The sequence below is a fragment of the Glaciecola siphonariae genome (assembly GCF_042652645.1).
In the GTDB taxonomy this organism is placed as follows: domain Bacteria; phylum Pseudomonadota; class Gammaproteobacteria; order Enterobacterales; family Alteromonadaceae; genus Glaciecola; species Glaciecola siphonariae.
The window spans coordinates 183,841-201,107 of record NZ_JBHSGU010000001.1; the positions used below are offsets into that span (position 1 = coordinate 183,841).

General features: G+C 45.9%; 16 protein-coding genes. 4 read left to right on the forward strand and 12 right to left on the reverse strand.

Annotation, left to right across the window (positions count from 1 at the left end):
• Nucleotides 1–723: 723 nt before the first annotated feature.
• Nucleotides 724–2,400: an amidase gene (locus ACFO4O_RS00875; protein ID WP_382405346.1), complete on the forward strand. Its 1,677-nt coding sequence runs from the start codon at nucleotides 724–726 to the stop codon at nucleotides 2,398–2,400.
• Between the two features lie 152 nt (nucleotides 2,401–2,552).
• Here ACFO4O_RS00875 and ACFO4O_RS00880 read toward each other — a convergent pair whose 3' ends face one another.
• The 5 genes from ACFO4O_RS00880 to ACFO4O_RS00900 form a co-directional block, all read right to left on the reverse strand.
• Entirely contained in the window at nucleotides 2,553–2,843 is a 291-nt protein-coding gene (locus ACFO4O_RS00880) for a high-potential iron-sulfur protein (protein ID WP_382405347.1), read from the reverse strand.
• Between the two features lie 227 nt (nucleotides 2,844–3,070).
• Complete coding sequence (locus tag ACFO4O_RS00885) at nucleotides 3,071–3,235, reverse strand: hypothetical protein (protein WP_382405348.1); 165 nt, start codon at nucleotides 3,233–3,235, stop codon at nucleotides 3,071–3,073.
• Entirely contained in the window at nucleotides 3,232–3,876 is a 645-nt protein-coding gene (locus ACFO4O_RS00890; protein ID WP_382405484.1) for a flavin reductase family protein, read from the reverse strand. Before ACFO4O_RS00890 ends, ACFO4O_RS00885 begins: the two co-directional genes overlap by 4 nt.
• 21 nt (nucleotides 3,877–3,897) lie before the next feature.
• Nucleotides 3,898–4,089 carry a zinc ribbon domain-containing protein gene (locus ACFO4O_RS00895; RefSeq protein WP_382405349.1) on the reverse strand — a complete coding sequence of 64 codons (192 nt, stop codon included), beginning with the start codon at nucleotides 4,087–4,089 and terminating at the stop codon, nucleotides 3,898–3,900.
• Nucleotides 4,090–4,485: 396 nt separating this feature from the next.
• Nucleotides 4,486–4,608 carry a hypothetical protein gene (locus tag ACFO4O_RS00900; protein WP_382405350.1) on the reverse strand — a complete coding sequence of 41 codons (123 nt, stop codon included), beginning with the start codon at nucleotides 4,606–4,608 and terminating at the stop codon, nucleotides 4,486–4,488.
• A 284-nt stretch (nucleotides 4,609–4,892) separates the two neighbouring features.
• Here ACFO4O_RS00900 and ACFO4O_RS00905 point away from each other — a divergent pair, with 284 nt between their 5' ends.
• Nucleotides 4,893–5,159 (forward strand): hypothetical protein, encoded by a 267-nt coding sequence (locus ACFO4O_RS00905; RefSeq protein ID WP_382405352.1) that lies wholly within the window; start codon nucleotides 4,893–4,895, stop codon nucleotides 5,157–5,159.
• Here ACFO4O_RS00905 and ACFO4O_RS00910 read toward each other — a convergent pair.
• The 7 genes from ACFO4O_RS00910 to ACFO4O_RS00940 all read right to left on the reverse strand — a co-directional run bounded on the left by ACFO4O_RS00910 (nucleotide 5,156) and on the right by ACFO4O_RS00940 (nucleotide 12,423).
• Nucleotides 5,156–5,347, reverse strand: a complete 192-nt coding sequence (locus tag ACFO4O_RS00910; RefSeq protein WP_382405354.1) for a hypothetical protein — start codon at nucleotides 5,345–5,347, stop codon at nucleotides 5,156–5,158. The genes ACFO4O_RS00905 and ACFO4O_RS00910 overlap by 4 nt on opposite strands.
• Before the next feature lie 38 nt (nucleotides 5,348–5,385).
• Nucleotides 5,386–5,940, reverse strand: a complete 555-nt coding sequence (locus ACFO4O_RS00915) for a hypothetical protein (protein ID WP_382405356.1) — start codon at nucleotides 5,938–5,940, stop codon at nucleotides 5,386–5,388.
• Nucleotides 5,941–5,949: 9 nt separating this feature from the next.
• Entirely contained in the window at nucleotides 5,950–6,450 is a 501-nt protein-coding gene (locus tag ACFO4O_RS00920; protein WP_382405357.1) for an RNA polymerase sigma factor, read from the reverse strand.
• 8 nt (nucleotides 6,451–6,458) lie between these two features.
• Nucleotides 6,459–7,166 carry a hypothetical protein gene (locus ACFO4O_RS00925; protein WP_382405359.1) on the reverse strand — a complete coding sequence of 236 codons (708 nt, stop codon included), beginning with the start codon at nucleotides 7,164–7,166 and terminating at the stop codon, nucleotides 6,459–6,461.
• A gap of 90 nt (nucleotides 7,167–7,256) precedes the next feature.
• Nucleotides 7,257–8,096, reverse strand: a complete 840-nt coding sequence (locus tag ACFO4O_RS00930; protein WP_382405361.1) for a CerR family C-terminal domain-containing protein — start codon at nucleotides 8,094–8,096, stop codon at nucleotides 7,257–7,259.
• Nucleotides 8,097–8,104: 8 nt separating this feature from the next.
• Nucleotides 8,105–11,266: an efflux RND transporter permease subunit gene (locus ACFO4O_RS00935; protein WP_382405362.1), complete on the reverse strand. Its 3,162-nt coding sequence runs from the start codon at nucleotides 11,264–11,266 to the stop codon at nucleotides 8,105–8,107.
• Nucleotides 11,267–11,277: 11 nt separating this feature from the next.
• The gene (locus ACFO4O_RS00940; RefSeq protein ID WP_382405363.1) at nucleotides 11,278–12,423 is read right to left on the reverse strand and encodes an efflux RND transporter periplasmic adaptor subunit; all 1,146 of its coding nucleotides are present in this window, start codon (nucleotides 12,421–12,423) and stop codon (nucleotides 11,278–11,280) included.
• Between the two features lie 556 nt (nucleotides 12,424–12,979).
• On the opposite strand from ACFO4O_RS00940, the gene ACFO4O_RS00945 reads away from it, so the two are divergent.
• The gene (locus tag ACFO4O_RS00945; protein ID WP_382405365.1) at nucleotides 12,980–15,193 is read left to right on the forward strand and encodes an exonuclease domain-containing protein; all 2,214 of its coding nucleotides are present in this window, start codon (nucleotides 12,980–12,982) and stop codon (nucleotides 15,191–15,193) included.
• 190 nt (nucleotides 15,194–15,383) lie between these two features.
• Nucleotides 15,384–17,249, forward strand: a complete 1,866-nt coding sequence (locus ACFO4O_RS00950) for a TonB-dependent receptor plug domain-containing protein (protein WP_382405366.1) — start codon at nucleotides 15,384–15,386, stop codon at nucleotides 17,247–17,249.
• Nucleotides 17,250–17,267: the final 18 nt, after the last annotated feature.

Genomic DNA, 17,267 nt, shown 5'->3' on the forward strand with positions numbered 1-17,267 from the left:
ACACGTGCGAGCTTGCTCCGCAAGATACATGTAAGAACGAAAATAATGCATATTTATTAATAACTTAGATTTAAAACATCAGGCAAAGCTGAGCTTATGGCGCTAATTGTAAGATAATTTCGTGCATTATTGTCGGATAAAGCGATCCTCAAAATCACGCTTTATGACCCCTTATGTCACCGCATGTCTCATGAATATTCCTTTTAATAAAAACCAATTAGGAAACGTTTTGCGCGGCTTTGTGTACACAAGGCGGTGCGTTTTAACCCTTGAATGAAAGATTCTGCGTGCTTTGGTTTGTGTGCTCTAGTTTAGTTCTTTATTTGGAGGCCTTGGTTTGGGTTCGTAACTAAAGGTTATTTACTCAAGGTGCGTAACTCAAGGCTCTTTACTAGAATTTCTTTACTAAGATTTCTTTACTTTGAGATGCTTTGCTTGAGGGGACTTTGGTGAGAGAGGCCCTACTTTGAATGCTCGGCTTGCTTAAGGCGCATAAGTTGATTAATGTCATAGCATTAAGATGCACCATGGCGCTATGAAAGCACTACCGGTTATGCCTATTGAATTATCGCAATTGATACCATTCGCCGCACTCGCTACATTGATTACAACTGAAAGAAGAGCCCAAACAGCGGTATTATTTATTGCGACAATTAAAGCAACAATAAAAGCATCAACATAACGACGACCACATCAACAATAAATACTTAAAAAGGAATACATATGCGACAAACTTCGCGGGTTTCTCAGCTCACAGCCTTTTCATTTTCTCTTTGCGCTGCGCTTGTGCTTGCAATAACAATGGGCTCAGTCAAACTGGCTTTCGCAGACGCACCAGCAAAGGATTCGGCAAACCAAGCGACAACTAAAATTATTGACATGTCGGCCCATGCACTGGCTGCCAAAATTGCTACTCAAGAGATAAGGGCAGAGCAAGCAGTAGAGGCTTATTTGGCGCGCATTGAAGCGCTCGACCGACAAGGACCTCGTATTCAAGCGGTGCTAAACATAAATGCACAGGCGCTAAACATTGCCAAAGAGCGAGACAAGCAAGTTAAAGCCGGCAACATTGTTGGGCCGCTACACGGCGTGCCCGTGCTGGTAAAAGACAATGTAGAAACCAGCACAATGCCAACCACTGCCGGCAGTCTTGCCCTCATTAACAACAACACCGGGCGCGATGCGCCTATTATTGCTCGCTTAAAAGAGGCCGGCGCCATCATATTAGGCAAAACCAATTTATCGGAATGGGCAAATTTTAGAGACGGCGATTCGGTATCAGGCTGGAGCGCAGTGGGCGGTCAAACCCGTAACCCACATAGTTTAGATCGCACGCCTTGTGGTTCATCGTCGGGCACAGGCGCGGCCATTGCTGCCCAGTATGCGCCTTTAGGGATTGGTACCGAAACTAACGGCAGTATTATTTGCCCAACGGCGATGAACGGCATTGTGGGTGTTAAGCCCAGCGTTGGCCTGCTGTCGCGCACGCACATTGTGCCCATTTCAGTGACGCAAGATACCGCTGGCCCCATGACTCGCTCGGTTAAAGACGCGGCCATTATGCTCAGCGTAATGGCAGGAACCGACCCGCGAGACTCCGCAACCGCCGATGCTGACCGCTATAAAAAAGACTATGCCGCAGAACTTGAGCAGCCAATTAAAGGCAAGCGAATAGGCGTGTTCCGTGCCGTTCAGTCAGAACACCCTGAGATCATTGCCGCCTTTGATGAAGCTATTGCCGCACTAGTCGCGCAAGGTGTTGAGGTAGTGGATATTGAAGAATTTGAAACGCCAGACGAGTTTTGGGGAAAAGCTCTTCAGGTATTGTTAATTGAGTTTAAGCACGAACTAAACGCCTACCTTGCCAATGCGGCGCCTGAAGTGACAAGCAAAAACCTAGCAGACCTCATTGCATTTAATGCCCAGTCTGACCGAGAGCTTGCTATTTTTGGCCAATCTTTGTTTGTAGATGCCCAGGCCACAGAGGGCTATAACGAAGAGTATCAAGAGGCGCTCGCTTTTTTACGAGAGGCAACACAAGCCAAGGGCATCGATAAACTGCTTAGCGACTATAAAGTGGAAGCAATCATGATGCCTTCACAAACACCTGCATTTTTAATTGACCCTGTTTACGGAGACAGCTTTGCAGGCGGGTTTGCAGGAGCCGGATGGATGGCAGCAATCGCCGGATACCCACAAGTGTCGGTACCTATGGGCACGATGCGCGGTTTGCCTATTAATTTGAGCTTTATGGGAAAAAAATGGGATGAAGCGTTTCTGCTTAATCTTGCATATAAGTACGAGCAAGCGAGTCAGAAGTTAACCAAGCCAGAATTGGCGCAAAGCGCAATTGAACAAAGCCACTTTAATGAGGCGATGGCTCCGTTTACGTCCCAATAGGACGTGACCCATAGAAACTTGCCCGCAGAACATCGCCCATAAAACATGACCCATAGATAATGGCCACTGAGAATATGGCCCTGCAAACAAAAAGCCCGCTGACTAGCGGGCTTTTTAATGTTTAATTTGAGTCTAGCATTTGACTGACTTATTTATGCCTTTTTCATCCAAGCAGAGCACCATCCGTCAGCGGCAACTACTTTGCCCGGGAAGATACCACAACCGCGCCACTCGGCACCGTCTTCACCCTGAATGTACATGCAGTTTTTGCAATATGCACCTTCTACTTCTGACTTATGGGTGTATTTCAATGCGATCGCAGTTGGATCGTCCAAAGCCAGCTTCTCTTGGGCATTAGCACGAAGCGCCACTCCACCAAGAGTCATACCAATTAAGGTGCTACCTGATAGTTTTAAAAAATCACGACGGTCAAGTTTTTTCATAGTGCTTCCTTCATCTCTAATAAAAATGATAATTATTCTTTTTTAGGCTAGGCCAATACAACAAAGGCCCACCGCGAGGGTGAGCCTTTGAAAATAAATCGTACGTAACTGTTTTTGTTTAGCTAATAGTTATACTTATACACTAAAGCTTTGGATTCACCAAATATGAATTAGTTCAAGGCTACTGTGTAAAGCGCCCTCACACTCCGCTCATTGTAAATCGTTTCTTACTCTTTCGACTGCTCATCTGGCAAACCACTGTGCTGACTAGGCTTTGTTTGCTCAGGCTCACCGTCGTCCACTGGCAATTTAATTAATAGCCATACGATGCCGGCCACAAACGCCAGTGCAATTCCGCAGACTATTAAAAGCTGGTCTAAATTTGGGATCATGATTGCGTCTTCCATATCGAGCGTAATGGTTCGTCGGGTTTTGCATAGCTGTAGCGGTCAATTCGCTCAGTGCGATGATAGCTGTCTAAGCTCGATACCGCGATGGAGCCCGCTGCTTGTATATCAACATACCCGTCTTCTAAGCAATAATCTTTGTTGCTCAGCACGCCCACTATCTCGCCAATGACCAACTCTGTTTGATTTAGCTGTAGTACCTGTATTTCTCTTACCTCAACAGCAAACTTGATGTTGCTTTGTGCTACAAAAGGCGCCGCAAAATCATTGAAATATTGCTCCTCCAAGCCAGTAGCCTCAAACTCGCTTTTGTCGCTGTCGTAACGAGCGGAACACTGGTGCGCTTGCTCTACCATTGCCTCGTTTACATGGTTAATGGTGTATACGCCGCTGTCTTTAATATTTTGTAAAGTGTCTCTTACCACCGTGTGTGGCCGCATCAACATGCCAACGAGCGGCGGGTTTGCACCCACATGAAACACAGAGCTCACTAAGGCTAAGTTAGTTACGCCGTGCTCGCTCTTTGTGCCAATTAAATTTGCGCTTTTCATGCCCGACAGGCTGTTGATAAAATTTGCCCGCTCAAACTTGCCCATGCCGGCAATTTGCTCTTTAGTTACGTGTATGGTCATATGCCCTTACCCATTTTATTCATCGTCTCGGGTGGCAATTATTTCTAAGCCAAAGCCGTTGTCGGTAATGAGCACCTCTATTGGCGAACAACAAATTTGGCAATCCACAATTTGCTGCTGACCCACATCGTTCTCTTCATCAATTTCGATATCGTTGTAAGTCATGCAGTACGGACACTCAAATTTTTCAGCGCGAGTAAGACTCATAACATCCTTAAATTATTAGGTATGTAGTGATTACTGAAAAAGCTCGCCGCTGGTTTACAACATTGGGAGTAAAAGCTTCAATTTGGTATATAACAATGGAAAGTGCTGGTTTGGTACTGCTTTGGGTTATGGAATAAGTTATGGATTTAGATATGGTGTTAGCCACGGATTTACTTAATGGCATGATGATAGAATGAACCAAGCTCTTTTCGGCATAGAAATACGCGATTCTGTTCTTGTGTGGTCGGAGTATAAGGACAGCGCTTTTGGCCAGGCAGCTTCGTGTGCATTTTGTTTACAATTTCTTTACAAAACACCTCTCAGCCTACTAAAGATAATTGGAGCGAGCGTTTTAGCGCTCCATATTCTAGGAGCGTGCTTGCATGTTATCTGACCTTAGTAACCTAGGCTAACCAACACTGAAAGCATTAAACACACAATACCAACTTGACCGAGCTTTGCAGACACATCAACCACTATATCCATGATTTCTGTAGAAGTTTTTTGATTCTCTTTCATGATTGCCTCCGTAGAGTGAGTTTATTTCACGCCATCCCTGCATGAACATTACAACGGCCATATTAATGAAAACCTAAGGCTTAGCAATCTTAAAAGCTCACTTTTTGGGCAAGCCTTTGTCTATAAAAGAAATTTAATTAATGTTAATTTTTTGCGATGTTTTGTGCAATTTAGCCTTGTAAAAACGAACTAAACCACATTATAAAAAGCTACGTTTAAAGCATATGCAGACAATACAAGCACTTACTCATAATCACCCAAGACGAACCCGGCACGGTACCTGTATGCTGTGCAATAGAGTGCTGCATTTAACCTTCCACCACCTCATTCCAAAAAAGATGCACAGGCGTACATTTTTTAAGAAACATTATAAGAAAAGTGAGTTAGCGCAGGGCATCGATATTTGCAGACAATGCCATGACGGCATCCATAAAACTTACACTGAAATGGAGCTAGCAAAACACTTGAATACCTTTGAGGCCATTAAAGATGATGAAAAGCTAAGCAGCTATTTTGCATGGGTGGCAAAACAAAAGGTGAGCCGGTATTAATTGCGCTTCTTTTGCTTCCATGTGCCGCCATATTGATAGTCTGGGAGCTGCTTACAATGCTTTTGACAGTCTGAACACAAAAACAGCCAGTCGCCCTGCGCCTGTGTTTTTACTCTATACAGCACAGATTGTTCAAGCTTACATTGACTGCATTCTCGCGGCTCTCTGCTTCGCTGTGCCTTGCCCATTAGTCAATCACTCTTTACTTTTCTGTTATTAGCATTGCTTATGTAAGCGACTCAATGTCTTGCAAGCGCGCAGTTAGCGCTTTTTGCAGCTGCAGGTATCTATACAGCGTGATGGTTACCACAATGGCGTTAATCGCCGTTAAACCCAGCCAGGGCTGTAAGCTCCCAGTAAGCACAAACATCACTACGCTAGTACATAACAACACCAGCCATAATGCGCTGACCACAAGGGCCGACATTCGCCAATAACGCACCTTATCAATTTCGTGCTGGCGTTTAATATCCAGCAACTCACGAGTGCTGTAACTTGCTTGGCGCCACCGTTTTTTTGTTAAACTAAACGCCCATAAAGCAAAGCCAACGGGGGCTGGACTCAAGCACAGGTAAATTACCTTCTCTGTTGCACTTTGAGCAAAATATAGCGCGCTCACTACACAAAATACGCTTATTACCAGTCCGAACACAAGCTCTGACCACGCTTTGAGCCGCTCTTTAGATTGCAGCTTTGCAACTTGCTTGGCTAACTTTCCCACATCAACGCTCGGCGTGTTTTGATGATACTGCTGTTGCCATTTTTCAAAATTATCGTTCATGTTTGCGCCTTATAACATGCTTTCTAGTTGAGTGCGTGCGCGGCTGGCGCGCTTAGCGACGGCTGCCTCGTTAATACCCAGCACGCCTGCAATTTCAGCTTGAGTAAAACCCTCTAGCTGCATCGTAATGACCTGACGATAGCCTAGGTTCAGTCTGTGCAGGGCGGTCATAAAATCGAGCTTGGCATCGCGCTTATTATCATTTAAGTGTTCATTTTGCTGAGCTTGAGCGGCAAGGGTATCGTCAATATCTTGGTTAGTGTCGATAGACTTGCTGTAACGCATTTCACGCAATACATGATCAACACAGCGGTTATGCGCCACCTTTGCTATAAAGGTTTTAACGCTTGCCTCTCCCCTAAAATTCGACAAGCCTCGCCATACCGCTAAGCTTATATCTTGAATTAAGTCTTCTCTGAGCGAGGGGTTTACTTCGTGGGTCGACGCAATACGCGCCATCAGCGGCGCGTACTCATTTAAAAGACTCTTAATATCAGGGTGTTGAGGCATCAAAGGTCCTATTTTTCGGCCCGTAGATAGTGAAACGCTTGATAATTGAGGCATAACATTAGCGGAGCAACTAACAGCGCACTAAGTGCAAAGGTATGCGGCGCAAAAAACAAGCTCAGCATTTGGATTGCTAGCACAATCAGCATCGGTTTATGCGCCTTCGCAAACATTTGCAGTCCCTTACAAGTCGCGTCAACCATAGTCTGATTGCCCAACATAATAAGCGGTGCTACAAAGCTTAACAGCACCAAGGGTATCGCACCAGACGCAAATATTAAGCCCATTTGCGTTGCGCTAACATTGGCGATGTTGCCGTTAAACATTAGGTCCATCGCCGAATCACCCAAGATCATGCTTGCTGTTAGCACGTTCACAGCAAACGGCAACATAAACAGCAATGCCATGATTGGCATGTATTTCCAGCCTGAATAATGGCCTAAGTTTTTAAACGATAGGCGCTTAGTGCGCTTAATTTGATCAAGCATTGGCCACATTACAAATATCAGCATGGCGCCAACATACTTAGATACCAATATGCCTAAAGCGCCGGGAATGGCTTGAAACACACCTGAAATGATCATGCTTGCGATGACTAAAACAATTAGCGTAAAAGGCGCTTGTTTAAATAAAGTCCAAGCGTTTGTTAGCCACTGGCCAAATATGGATGTTGAGTTACACGTGCTTGAATGAGCGGTCACTGTTGTCGTAGGGGTCATAGGTTTTACTCTTTTTTGATTGATTTACCTACCTAGTCGATGGGTAAACGCAAAACCTGACAAAATAAATTTTATTTATTATTACGGCTACTAGCGATGCATATTCACACTGGCCAATACATTTTGCTTAACGACATCGCGTATGAGCTGCACCGCCTCACCCGAGAGGTCTTTCACACCTAAGCCACGCAGTAACGACTCCCGCGCAATCAAAAATCCTAAGACCTGCCCAAACAGAGCGTGCGACAGTATCTTAATACCATCATCATCTTCGCTGCCACCCAAAATACAGGCCAGTAGCTTCACCTTAATGCGCTGAGCATGCCGATAGTAGCGCTCGTAAAAAATTTCGTAGGCCTCGGTGGGAGTAGCATGTTCGCGCATAATAAACTGTGCCCATCGCTGGGTATCAGGGTCTTTTAAAAAAAATACGCAAAAGGTGTCCATAATATTCAGATAGGCCTGCAGAGACTGCTCTTTAAGCGTGTTGTTATCTTGCCCAGATTGGGCGGTTTCGTTTACCGATGAGCCGCTTGCTGATGAGCCACTTACTGATAACCCGGCTACTGGCGATTCGTTTGCCGTCGAGTCTGCTGCATTCGAGTCTATAGCAGGCTTATTCGAATCTACCGCGGCATCGCAAAGTAAAGCCTCATCTAGCGCTTCAATAAGCAAGTGAGAGCTGCTTAACTGTTTACCAAGCTCAACCCATATCTCGTCTACAATGTAGTGCATACATGCGCGGTACAACCCGTTTTTGTTTCTAAAGTAGTATGGAATAGCGGCGATATTCGCCTTGGCCTGCTCAACCACATTGCGCGTAGTAGCCTTCTGCCCATACAAACCAAACTGGTCTATACCGGCTTCAATGAGCGCAATGGCCGTTGGGCTGTTGCGAATATCATCATCTATTTGTCTTGAGGCAATCATAATCTTTCCTACGCCTTGCTTTGACTTTGTGCAGCTTGCGTTTGCACTTTTGATGAAGGCTTGTTTTCATCACCGCTTTGATTTTGCTCAGAGCGAATACCAAAAAATAGCGCATACAAAACCGGCACCACGCCTAAGGTCAGCACCGTACCAATGGCCAAGCCAAATGCTATCGCGCCGGCCATCGCATAAAACAGTGGGTCTTGACTTATGATAAGGGGCATTAAGCCTAATATCGTTGTGCTGGTCGACATAATAATAGGGCGCAGGCGACGCACGCAAGCGCTCACCATAGCGTCAAACTGTGCTTGACCGCTGCTGTTCTCTTCAAGGTCGTTAATCTCAATATCAATGCGGTCTATCAGTACAATGGCATTGTTAATAATAATACCTGCCAATGCATAAAGGCCGAGTATTACCATAAAACCAAAGTCGCCCTGCAGCACTAGCAAGCCCAAAGCGGCACCAATAATAATAAGTGGGATGGTGGTTATGATAATCGCCGTGCGCCTAAACGATTTAAACTGAGCAATTAGCAGTAGCAGAATTATCGCGATACACATCGGCAGGTTTTTGTTCAGTGATGCCTGCGAGTTTTTAGAGTCCTCAATTACGCCGTCGTACTCTATGGTATATCCAAAGGGAAGTGACTCACGCAATTCGTTGAGCGGTCCTTCCATTAAGGGCACCATATCTTCTGCATTCATCATGGCATTTTTTGCTTCAACCGTGACGGTACGAAACATATTTTCACGTGCGATACGGGCAAAGCCGGTGTCGTATTGTAAGGTGGCTACCTGCATAAGCGGAATGTTGCGCTCTAAACCCGATGAAAACACGGTCACAGTTTCTAAGCGGTTTAAGTCAAAGCGCTCGCTAGCCGGAGCGCGAATAATCACCGGTAGAATATCGTCGCCCTCTCGATATTCAGTCACCACTAGGCCACTAAAATAACTTTGTAAGGACTGCGCAATATCTTGTGAGCTCACGCCAGCGCGTCTTGCCTGCTGCTGATTCACGTTAATTTTAATTTCGGTAACGCGGTTTTCCCAGTCATTACGAATGTCGTAAGTACCGTCGAGCCCTCGCAATATCGCTTCTATTTGCTGCGCTTTGGCAAAAATAAACTCAGCGTCGGGGCCCTTAATTTGCACGTCAATTTTACTGGAATCCGACGGTCCTAAAAACATCTTTGTCACGCGTGCCGCAACGTGCGGGTACTGCTCGGCAAACATCGCTCGCAGGCTCTCTATGGTTGGGTCAGTGTTCTCTCTGTCGCCTACGTCTATCATAAAAAATGCCTTGTGAGGCTCAGTATCAATAGGCGTGAGCGACAACACAAAGCGAGGGCCGCCAAAGCCGCCATAGGCCACATGCTGCTCAATATGCTCAAAGCGTGTTTTATCCTCAAGGTCATTCATGACCTGGCGCATCACTTCGTCAGTTTCGCGCATGGAACTACCGGCAGGCAAATCCATATAAATCAGCACTTGTGACCTGTCAGAACTTGGGAAGAATTTAACCGGCACCTGCGTCATGCCAAAGCCGCCCAAGAAAAACAAACAAACCATGCCCACAATGAACAACGCGCGGTGTTTGAGCACCACCCTAAGCGCCACCTCGTAACTAGGATTGAGTTTATCGAATATCGCATTAATTTTTTTGCGCACTCGGCCTTGCTGTTCTTCGGTTTTAATTTTCACAAAGTGGTAGCACAACAAAGGCGTAACCGAGAGTGATAAAAACCATGAGACCAATAGCGAAATTAAAATCACCAGCGACACCGAGCGGGTGTATTCGCCCGAAGCGCTCTCAGCTAGCATCAAGGGTAAAAACACTAAAATCGTGGTTAAAGAAGAGGTAAGTAAAGGAATGGCTAGGGTTTTACCGCACTGAACCACTGCATCACGGCGCGACTCGCCCTCTTCTAATCGACGCTTAAAGTCCTCCGCAACCACAATACCGTTATCAACTAAAACACCTAGGGCGATAATCAAGGTTGCCAGTGACATACGCTCTAGCGCCATGCCCGAAAAGGCCATGACCGAAATGGTGATCAAAATAACTGACGGCACAATAGAGCCAACAATAACGCCCGTGCGCAAACCCAAAAACAAAATAACCACTGCTGAAACAATACTCAGCGTTTGTATAACGTTGGCGCTCACCCCTTCAACAGCCGCCTCAACCACATCGGCCTGCCGAGTTACCGACTGCAGTCTAAACCCAGCAGGAATAGACGCTTGCAGTTGTTCGATAACCTGCTCTACTTTAGGCGTAAAGCTCAATACATCGGTTTCTTCATCTTTTGCAATCGCAAAAATAACCGCAGGCTCACCTTTGTAGTATGCAGTGCGCACGGGAGGGTCGATAGCTCGCCTGTTTACCTCAGCAATATCTTTTAGCTGAATAGACTGCTCTAATCCGGGCACCGAGATTAAGGTATTAGCAATATCTTCTATCGACTGATAATTACCGGTAGGTTGCAGCGTTAAATTGGTGCCGTTAGCGTCAATAGTGCCGCCAGGGCGAATGATGTTTTGCTGCTGAAGTGCCTGAATAATCAAGTTAGGCGCAACACCAAGCTGTGCCAATTTAGCATTAGCTACCTCAATGACGACCTGCTCGGGCTGTATGCCTAGAATATCAACACGCTTTGCACCCGGTACGGTAAACAGAAAATCGCGAATATGCTGGGCAACATCAAACCGGTCGCCCCACGATATGCCCTCATCTGCCAGAAGCGCTACAGTAATCACCGCTACATCACCAAAGTTATCGTTTACCCGCACCGCGCTGGTGCCTTGCGGCAGCTGATTAACGACCAAATCAATTTCTTGACGCATATCGTCCCAAATTTGGTCAAGCTCGTTAAAACGGTCCTCAATTTGCACATGAATGATCGACTGGCCCACCAAGGAAATTGAGCGAATCTCTTTAACCTCGGGCAGATTTTGAATGGCTTCTTCTAGGGTTTTAGTAATAAGTAGCTCAACACGTTGGGCCGGAAAACCTTCAAGAGTGGTGGTGACCACCGCCTCGCGCACCGTGACCTTCGGGTCTTCTTGTGCGGGCAAATTAAAGTAGCTATAAGCGCCAAACAACATGAGTGATAGCACCACCGCCATTAATAAACGGTTATATGTAAGGCTTAAGGCTGAAATATTCATCTTCCCAACCTCTATTGGTTAATGGTACGCGGATATTCATCAGCTATGCGTACCTGCTGACCGTCACGCACAAAATCTACACCGGTTCTAACAATGCTTGTTAGCTCTTGGGAGGGCGTAAAAATAGCGTATTCAGATGAAAACTCATGCACAGTCACCGCAACTTTTCTAACCGTTGCAAGCGACTCATTCGGTGCAGGCGCTCGCTCTAATGCCATCACAAAATGGGTATTTTGATTGTCTGCTGCCACACTTGAAAGCGGCGCTCGAATGCTATTGCTTGGGACATTACCCGCTCGCCCTGTAAATGTGACCTCCGCCGACATGCCAGATTGCAGGGCACCGCTTTGTTTGGCGCTTTGGGCTGATTGCGCATCAAGTGAAATGGTCACCGGAAATGCATTCGCCCGTTGGGCCTGATTGCCGCGTTCAAACACCTTTCCTCTTAAAGACTGGCGCTTGCGATTAATAATCACGTCTACCGCCACTTCATCGCCGGTTTGGATTTGCGATATCATCGATTCAGGCACCAACACCGAGACCTCAAGGGCATCAGAGCCTTGGATCGTAAAAATGGGAGAAGAGGGCGATATTTGCTGCGAAGGTTCAACGTGGCGAATAGCCACGCTACCCTCATACGGAGCGACGAGTTTGGTATCTGCCAAATCTTCATACGCAATGGCCACTTGCGTTTGCGCAATTTCGACTTGGTCTAACAAAGATTGATAGCGTGCTTTAGCAATATCTACTTCGGCTTGTGATACCGCACCTTGGCTTACCAACTGCGCTTTTCGCGTGTAGTCAAGTTCAGCCTCGGTGAGACGCGCTTGGGCCTCGGAAAGTTGGCCCTCGCGCTGACGCACGGCTAAATCAAATAGCTTTTTGTCGATAGTTGCCAAGACCTGCCCCGCCTCAAATCGGTCTCCTAAATTAACGTTGACCGTTTGTATCACGCCCGGAATTTCAAAACTCAGCACGCTCTCATCTACTGGATGCAGCACACCCGACAAGGTACGTTTTTCAAGATCGCTTGCCGGCTGAACATTACTCGCCAGCACTGTTTTGACTATGGGTTCGTATTCAACCTGTTCACTGCATCCGGCGAGCACTAAGCAAAAAAATAAGCCTGAAACAGGCAAGTATTGTGTGAATTTCATGGGTATAAACACTCATCGCAATCTAATTACGGCAGGATACTAGCAAATTAAATCAAAAGATTAAATCATTTGATTTAATTCTTACCAATTTTTAATGTTGGCTCTTCTAGGTCTTTTGTTAGCGTCTCCATGGAATACAGAATGCTGTTCGTTTGATGCGTGAATTGTCAAAGTGAGGGGGGATGTGTTCATTTAAAAGCGTACGTGCACATGGATGTGCACGTCTGAGCGGCCAGGATGGCGAAAAGCGACTTTTAAATGAACACATCCCCCCTCACCAGATTCACTCATTAAACAAACAGCATTGATTGAAAGTACGTATCGCAATATTGGCATCTGAGCTGTCAAAGCGTAGTAACAAGTTAGCTAAGCCAGTCTTAATTTTTACCTGTATTTTTAACCAGTTGTTTTGTAGACTCTCACACATAGAAAATGAGGTGAGCTTTAAGTGATAGTAACAATCTTTGCCCTGACGCTTGCGCGACGAATGCAACGCAAACAGCACGACGCTCTTCACTCTGCACATTGCACACTTCACTAAACAGACATTAATCCTATGCGACAGCTTCCAACCTACTACTATTTGACGCACTTTCATGAGTTTTTAAGCTTTGTTGAGGGGCCCTGCGCAGACCTGCTTCACTCCCAGCATACTGAGTTTTTACGCGCCTTCCACAACGCCAGTAAAGACGAGCAATGTGCCTTGGTTCGCTGTATAAACCGCAAACATACTGCGGTAAAAATAAGCTCATTACGCTTTGCAGAGCTGCCTAATATCAAGTCACTCATTGAACAACTCATTCAGCGGGGTTGGTTGGCTCACCCACAGGCGCAAGACATGGATGACTGGCTCGCCTGCTTAACAAAAGATGAGCTTTTTGAGGTGTATCAGTGCTGTGCAGATGCAAACGCGCCCACGGTTAACAAAAGCGCTGCAAAATCGGTGTTGTTTGATGCTTGTTCTTCTATTTCGGCTCAGTCTTTACTGAAGTGTGAGGCAAGGCTTGATTATGTAATACGGCTAACCGATCCCATCATCGACTATTTTTTGTTTCTTTACTTTGGCAACACCAAGTCTCGTCTTAATCAGTTTTCGCTGCGCGATTTAGGCATTATGAACACCCGAGAGGAGCGTGCTCAAATGCAGTCTCGTTTTGATTGCAAAGAAGCCGCTCTGAGCAGCTTTTTACTCAGCAAATACTTATCAAAAGTGCGCCGGCATCCACTTGGCAATGAAGACAGCATTCGTGAACTGCTGCTAAATATTCCAGAAGTACAAGGCATTCAGGCGCAAGATAAATACAACAATATTGTGTTTGAGCTAGCAAAAGCACTCTTAGAATTTGATACACAGCACGCATTAGATTTACTGCTTAAAACTGACTCCCCGCTTGCCCAAGAAAAGTGGTGCAGAGAGGCTTACAAAGCAGGTCACACAAGCGCTGTAAAGAGCCAACTAGAAGCGATTATCGACAATCCCCTTTCAGACGGCCTGCTGCATTTTGCTGAAGACTTTTTAGCGCGTAAATTTAAGCAAAAGCGCACTAGCGTACTTACTGACATGCTGCGCGAAGGTAATCAGCACCTGTATCTCGATGAAATTTATAAAGGGAGCGTAGAGCGTGGCGTGGTGGCGCATTATCAGCAACAGAATACGCATCAACAAAAAATGCACCAACAAAACGAGCAGCAGCAAAATGAGCACCCGCAAAAAAAACAGGCCTTTCGCACTGAAAACGTGCTCTGGCGCAGTCTGTTCGGTTTGGTGTTTTGGCAGGAGCTATTTGAAATACCCGGGCTAGGCCTCGCAACTCAGTTTGATTTTATGCCCACGTGCCTTAAACAAAACACTTTTTTTGAATCTGCCGAACAAGCCATCAACGATAAGCTTGCGCAGTTTAATAGCGCCGATGCACTCATGCAGCTATTGAGCAAACAAGCCGCCCGATACTATGGCAAGGGCCAAGGTATTTTTCATTGGCGCAGTAACTTACTTGAGCTTTTAGGGGTTTTTGTAAAGACTGCGCCTATGAGCGGTATTAAAACGCAGCTGCTGAGAATGGCAAAAGACTGGCAAAGCTGTCACGACGGCTTTCCTGATATCATGGTGCTAGAACAAGGCAAGCTGCATTTTGAAGAAATTAAAAGCGAAGGCGATGTACTCAGGCGAAATCAGCTTGCGTGCATCAAGTCACTACGCGACAGCGGCTTTGATGTGCGCATAACAACCGTCGATTTTATTATTGATCCGAACCAAACCTATGTTGTGGTAGACATTGAAACTACTGGCGGACGGGCAGCGCAACATAAAATCACCGAAATAGGCATGGTAAAAATGCGCTGCGGTGAAATTATTGACCGCTGGCAAAGCCTCATTAATCCTCAGCGCCGAATTCCAGCAAACATAACGGCACTTACCGGCATTGACGATACCATGGTGCAAGACGCGCCTATTTTTGCAGAGCTTGCCGAGCAAATAGATGCCTTCACCGAAGGCTGTATCTTTGTGGCGCATAATGTGAATTTTGACTATGGCTTTATTAAAGAAGAGTTTTCACGAATAGAGCGTTTCTGGCGACGCCCAAAACTTTGCACTGTGCAGCAAATGCGTCGATATTACAAAGGCTTGCCCTCATACTCTTTAGCTAATCTAACGCGACATTTTGACATTGGTATGCAGCGCCATCACCGCGCGATGTCAGATGCTGTTGCCGCCAGTGAGTTACTCAAACTCATTAATGAGAAACGTTTTACGACTTCTGCTGAATAGATGCATACAATTGGTGTGTACAATGACTTCGAGCAATTAATAAGCGTATATAAATTTATATGTGCGGAAACTAAAAATCATAACTGATTGTCATAAACGGGATTGTTAAGTTCCTGTCTGAATTTGTAAATAGCTTTCACACAACATGTAAGCTGAATTAATGAGTTTTTTCATCTTCCAAGGATCATTGATGAACGTTAAGTTTTCAGTTATCGCGACCTTAGTCGCCACCTCTTTTTTAAGTACCAGTCTTTTATCACAAGCGGCATATGCGCAAGATATTGAAGAAATTAAAGTCACTGGCACACGCTTGTCTGACGAACCCGTTGGCGCGCTGTCGGTAATCACTCGCGCTGAAATCGAACAAATTAATCCTGCCTCCACTATCGATTTACTGCGCCGCGTTCCACATTTAGATATTGCTGAGAATGGCAACGCCGGCGGCTTCTCGTATGTCTCGGTGCGCGGCGGTGAGTTTAACTTTACGTTGGTACTGATTGATGGCGTTGCCGTGAATGACTCGACTAACAGTCGCGGCGGCGGCTTTGACTTTAATCAGGTCAACCCGTCTGCCATTGAGCGCGTGGAAGTCTATCGCGGCGGCATAAATACCATTTACGGCGGTGAAGCCATTAGCGGCGTCATCAACATCATCACACGCAAAGACACGTCGCCCACGTTAAGTTTAGAAGTGGGCACAGACGAACAGCTTAACGCCAGCGCCACTGGCTCAACGGCGCTTGCGAGCAATATATCCCTGCTCGGTTCGGTATCGACCCAAAACAAAAAAGTGTCGGCGTTTGAACAAGTAAATAGCCACCAAGGCCTTGCCAAGCTCTCAATTGACCAAAAACGCGCCTCGTACAGCGCGCTTGTTACCTATAACAACAGCGATGTTAAAGGCTTTGCAGAAGATTCAGGCGGCGAACTTTTTGCACTCCCGCAAACGGCCGAAGAGCGCGACTCCGAACAATGGTTAATCAGTGCCTCTGGTAATTGGGAGTTAAGCAATACGCTTGAGCTTCATGGCAATGTATCGTGGGTAAATCGAGAAGAAACATCTGAGCACCCCGGCATCGCAGATGGCGTATTTTCTGGCATCCCTGCCAGCGATATCACCTCAGAATATGAACGTGCAGAACTAGACGCGTATGTAGATTGGCAAGTGCAACGCGACACCTTGCTGGTATTAGGGGCTAACTTAAGACAACAAGACGGCAAAAACAGAGGCTTTTTAGATTTTGGCTTTCCGCTGCCGGTAGATTACGACTTTTCACAAGACACGCAGTCGGCTTTTGTTGAAGCCCAGCATAGTTTCTCAAATGTAACCGTTGAGGGAAGCGTACGCTACGACTCACCTGATGATTTTGACAATGAAACATCATTCAGGCTTGGCGCCTCGCTCGACATAAACGACGATACTCAAGTTTTCGCAGTGTTTAATCAAGGCTATAAATTGCCAAGCTTTTTTGCGTTGGCGCATCCTTTGGTTGGCAATAGCGAACTTCAACCAGAGCGCAGTGACAACTTTGAAGTCGGATTTAAGAGCGCCATCAGCAAAGATTTGTCGTTTGCGATTGTGTATTTTGCTAATCAGTTTGAGGATTTAGTCGATTTTGATGCCGAGTTATTCACCAACGTAAACCGCAATAGCGTTGACACCTCCGGTTTAGAATTTGATTTACAGGCAAACATCAATCGCTTCTTGCGCTTTAGCGGCAATGTGCGCTATTTAGACATTGATGCTGAGCAGGGCGTTACTTTGCGTAAACGCCCAAATGTAAGCGGCAATCTCCAGCTTGATATTAACTATGAAGCGCTTACCACCAGTATTTTTGTTGATTTTAGAGATGACTTTTTAGACAGCGCTATACCAACAGGCTATGTAGTACTCGGTGGATATGCCACGGTAGGTGTGAGTGCAAGTTATGACTTAAATGACCATACTATGCTAACGCTTAATGTTGAAAATGCTCTGGGTAAAAACTATCAAGACGCCGTTGGCTTTATTAAAGATGATGCAGAGGCAAGGGTGGGTATTCGCTATCAATTTTAGCGATACAACTTTTAAACA

Coding starts and splice junctions, on each gene's coding strand:
- ACFO4O_RS00885 (WP_382405348.1), bottom strand. CDS start 3,235: ATGATCCCAAATTTAGACCAGCTTTTAATAGTCTGCGGAATTGCACTG.
- ACFO4O_RS00935 (WP_382405362.1), bottom strand. CDS start 11,266: ATGAATATTTCAGCCTTAAGCCTTACATATAACCGTTTATTAATGGCG.
- ACFO4O_RS00920 (WP_382405357.1), bottom strand. CDS start 6,450: ATGCCTCAACACCCTGATATTAAGAGTCTTTTAAATGAGTACGCGCCG.
- ACFO4O_RS00880 (WP_382405347.1), bottom strand. CDS start 2,843: ATGAAAAAACTTGACCGTCGTGATTTTTTAAAACTATCAGGTAGCACC.
- ACFO4O_RS00905 (WP_382405352.1), top strand. CDS start 4,893: ATGCTGTGCAATAGAGTGCTGCATTTAACCTTCCACCACCTCATTCCA.
- ACFO4O_RS00895 (WP_382405349.1), bottom strand. CDS start 4,089: ATGAGTCTTACTCGCGCTGAAAAATTTGAGTGTCCGTACTGCATGACT.
- ACFO4O_RS00910 (WP_382405354.1), bottom strand. CDS start 5,347: ATGGGCAAGGCACAGCGAAGCAGAGAGCCGCGAGAATGCAGTCAATGT.
- ACFO4O_RS00945 (WP_382405365.1), top strand. CDS start 12,980: ATGCGACAGCTTCCAACCTACTACTATTTGACGCACTTTCATGAGTTT.
- ACFO4O_RS00940 (WP_382405363.1), bottom strand. CDS start 12,423: ATGAAATTCACACAATACTTGCCTGTTTCAGGCTTATTTTTTTGCTTA.
- ACFO4O_RS00930 (WP_382405361.1), bottom strand. CDS start 8,096: ATGATTGCCTCAAGACAAATAGATGATGATATTCGCAACAGCCCAACG.
- ACFO4O_RS00875 (WP_382405346.1), top strand. CDS start 724: ATGCGACAAACTTCGCGGGTTTCTCAGCTCACAGCCTTTTCATTTTCT.
- ACFO4O_RS00950 (WP_382405366.1), top strand. CDS start 15,384: ATGAACGTTAAGTTTTCAGTTATCGCGACCTTAGTCGCCACCTCTTTT.
- ACFO4O_RS00925 (WP_382405359.1), bottom strand. CDS start 7,166: ATGACCCCTACGACAACAGTGACCGCTCATTCAAGCACGTGTAACTCA.
- ACFO4O_RS00915 (WP_382405356.1), bottom strand. CDS start 5,940: ATGAACGATAATTTTGAAAAATGGCAACAGCAGTATCATCAAAACACG.
- ACFO4O_RS00900 (WP_382405350.1), bottom strand. CDS start 4,608: ATGAAAGAGAATCAAAAAACTTCTACAGAAATCATGGATATAGTGGTT.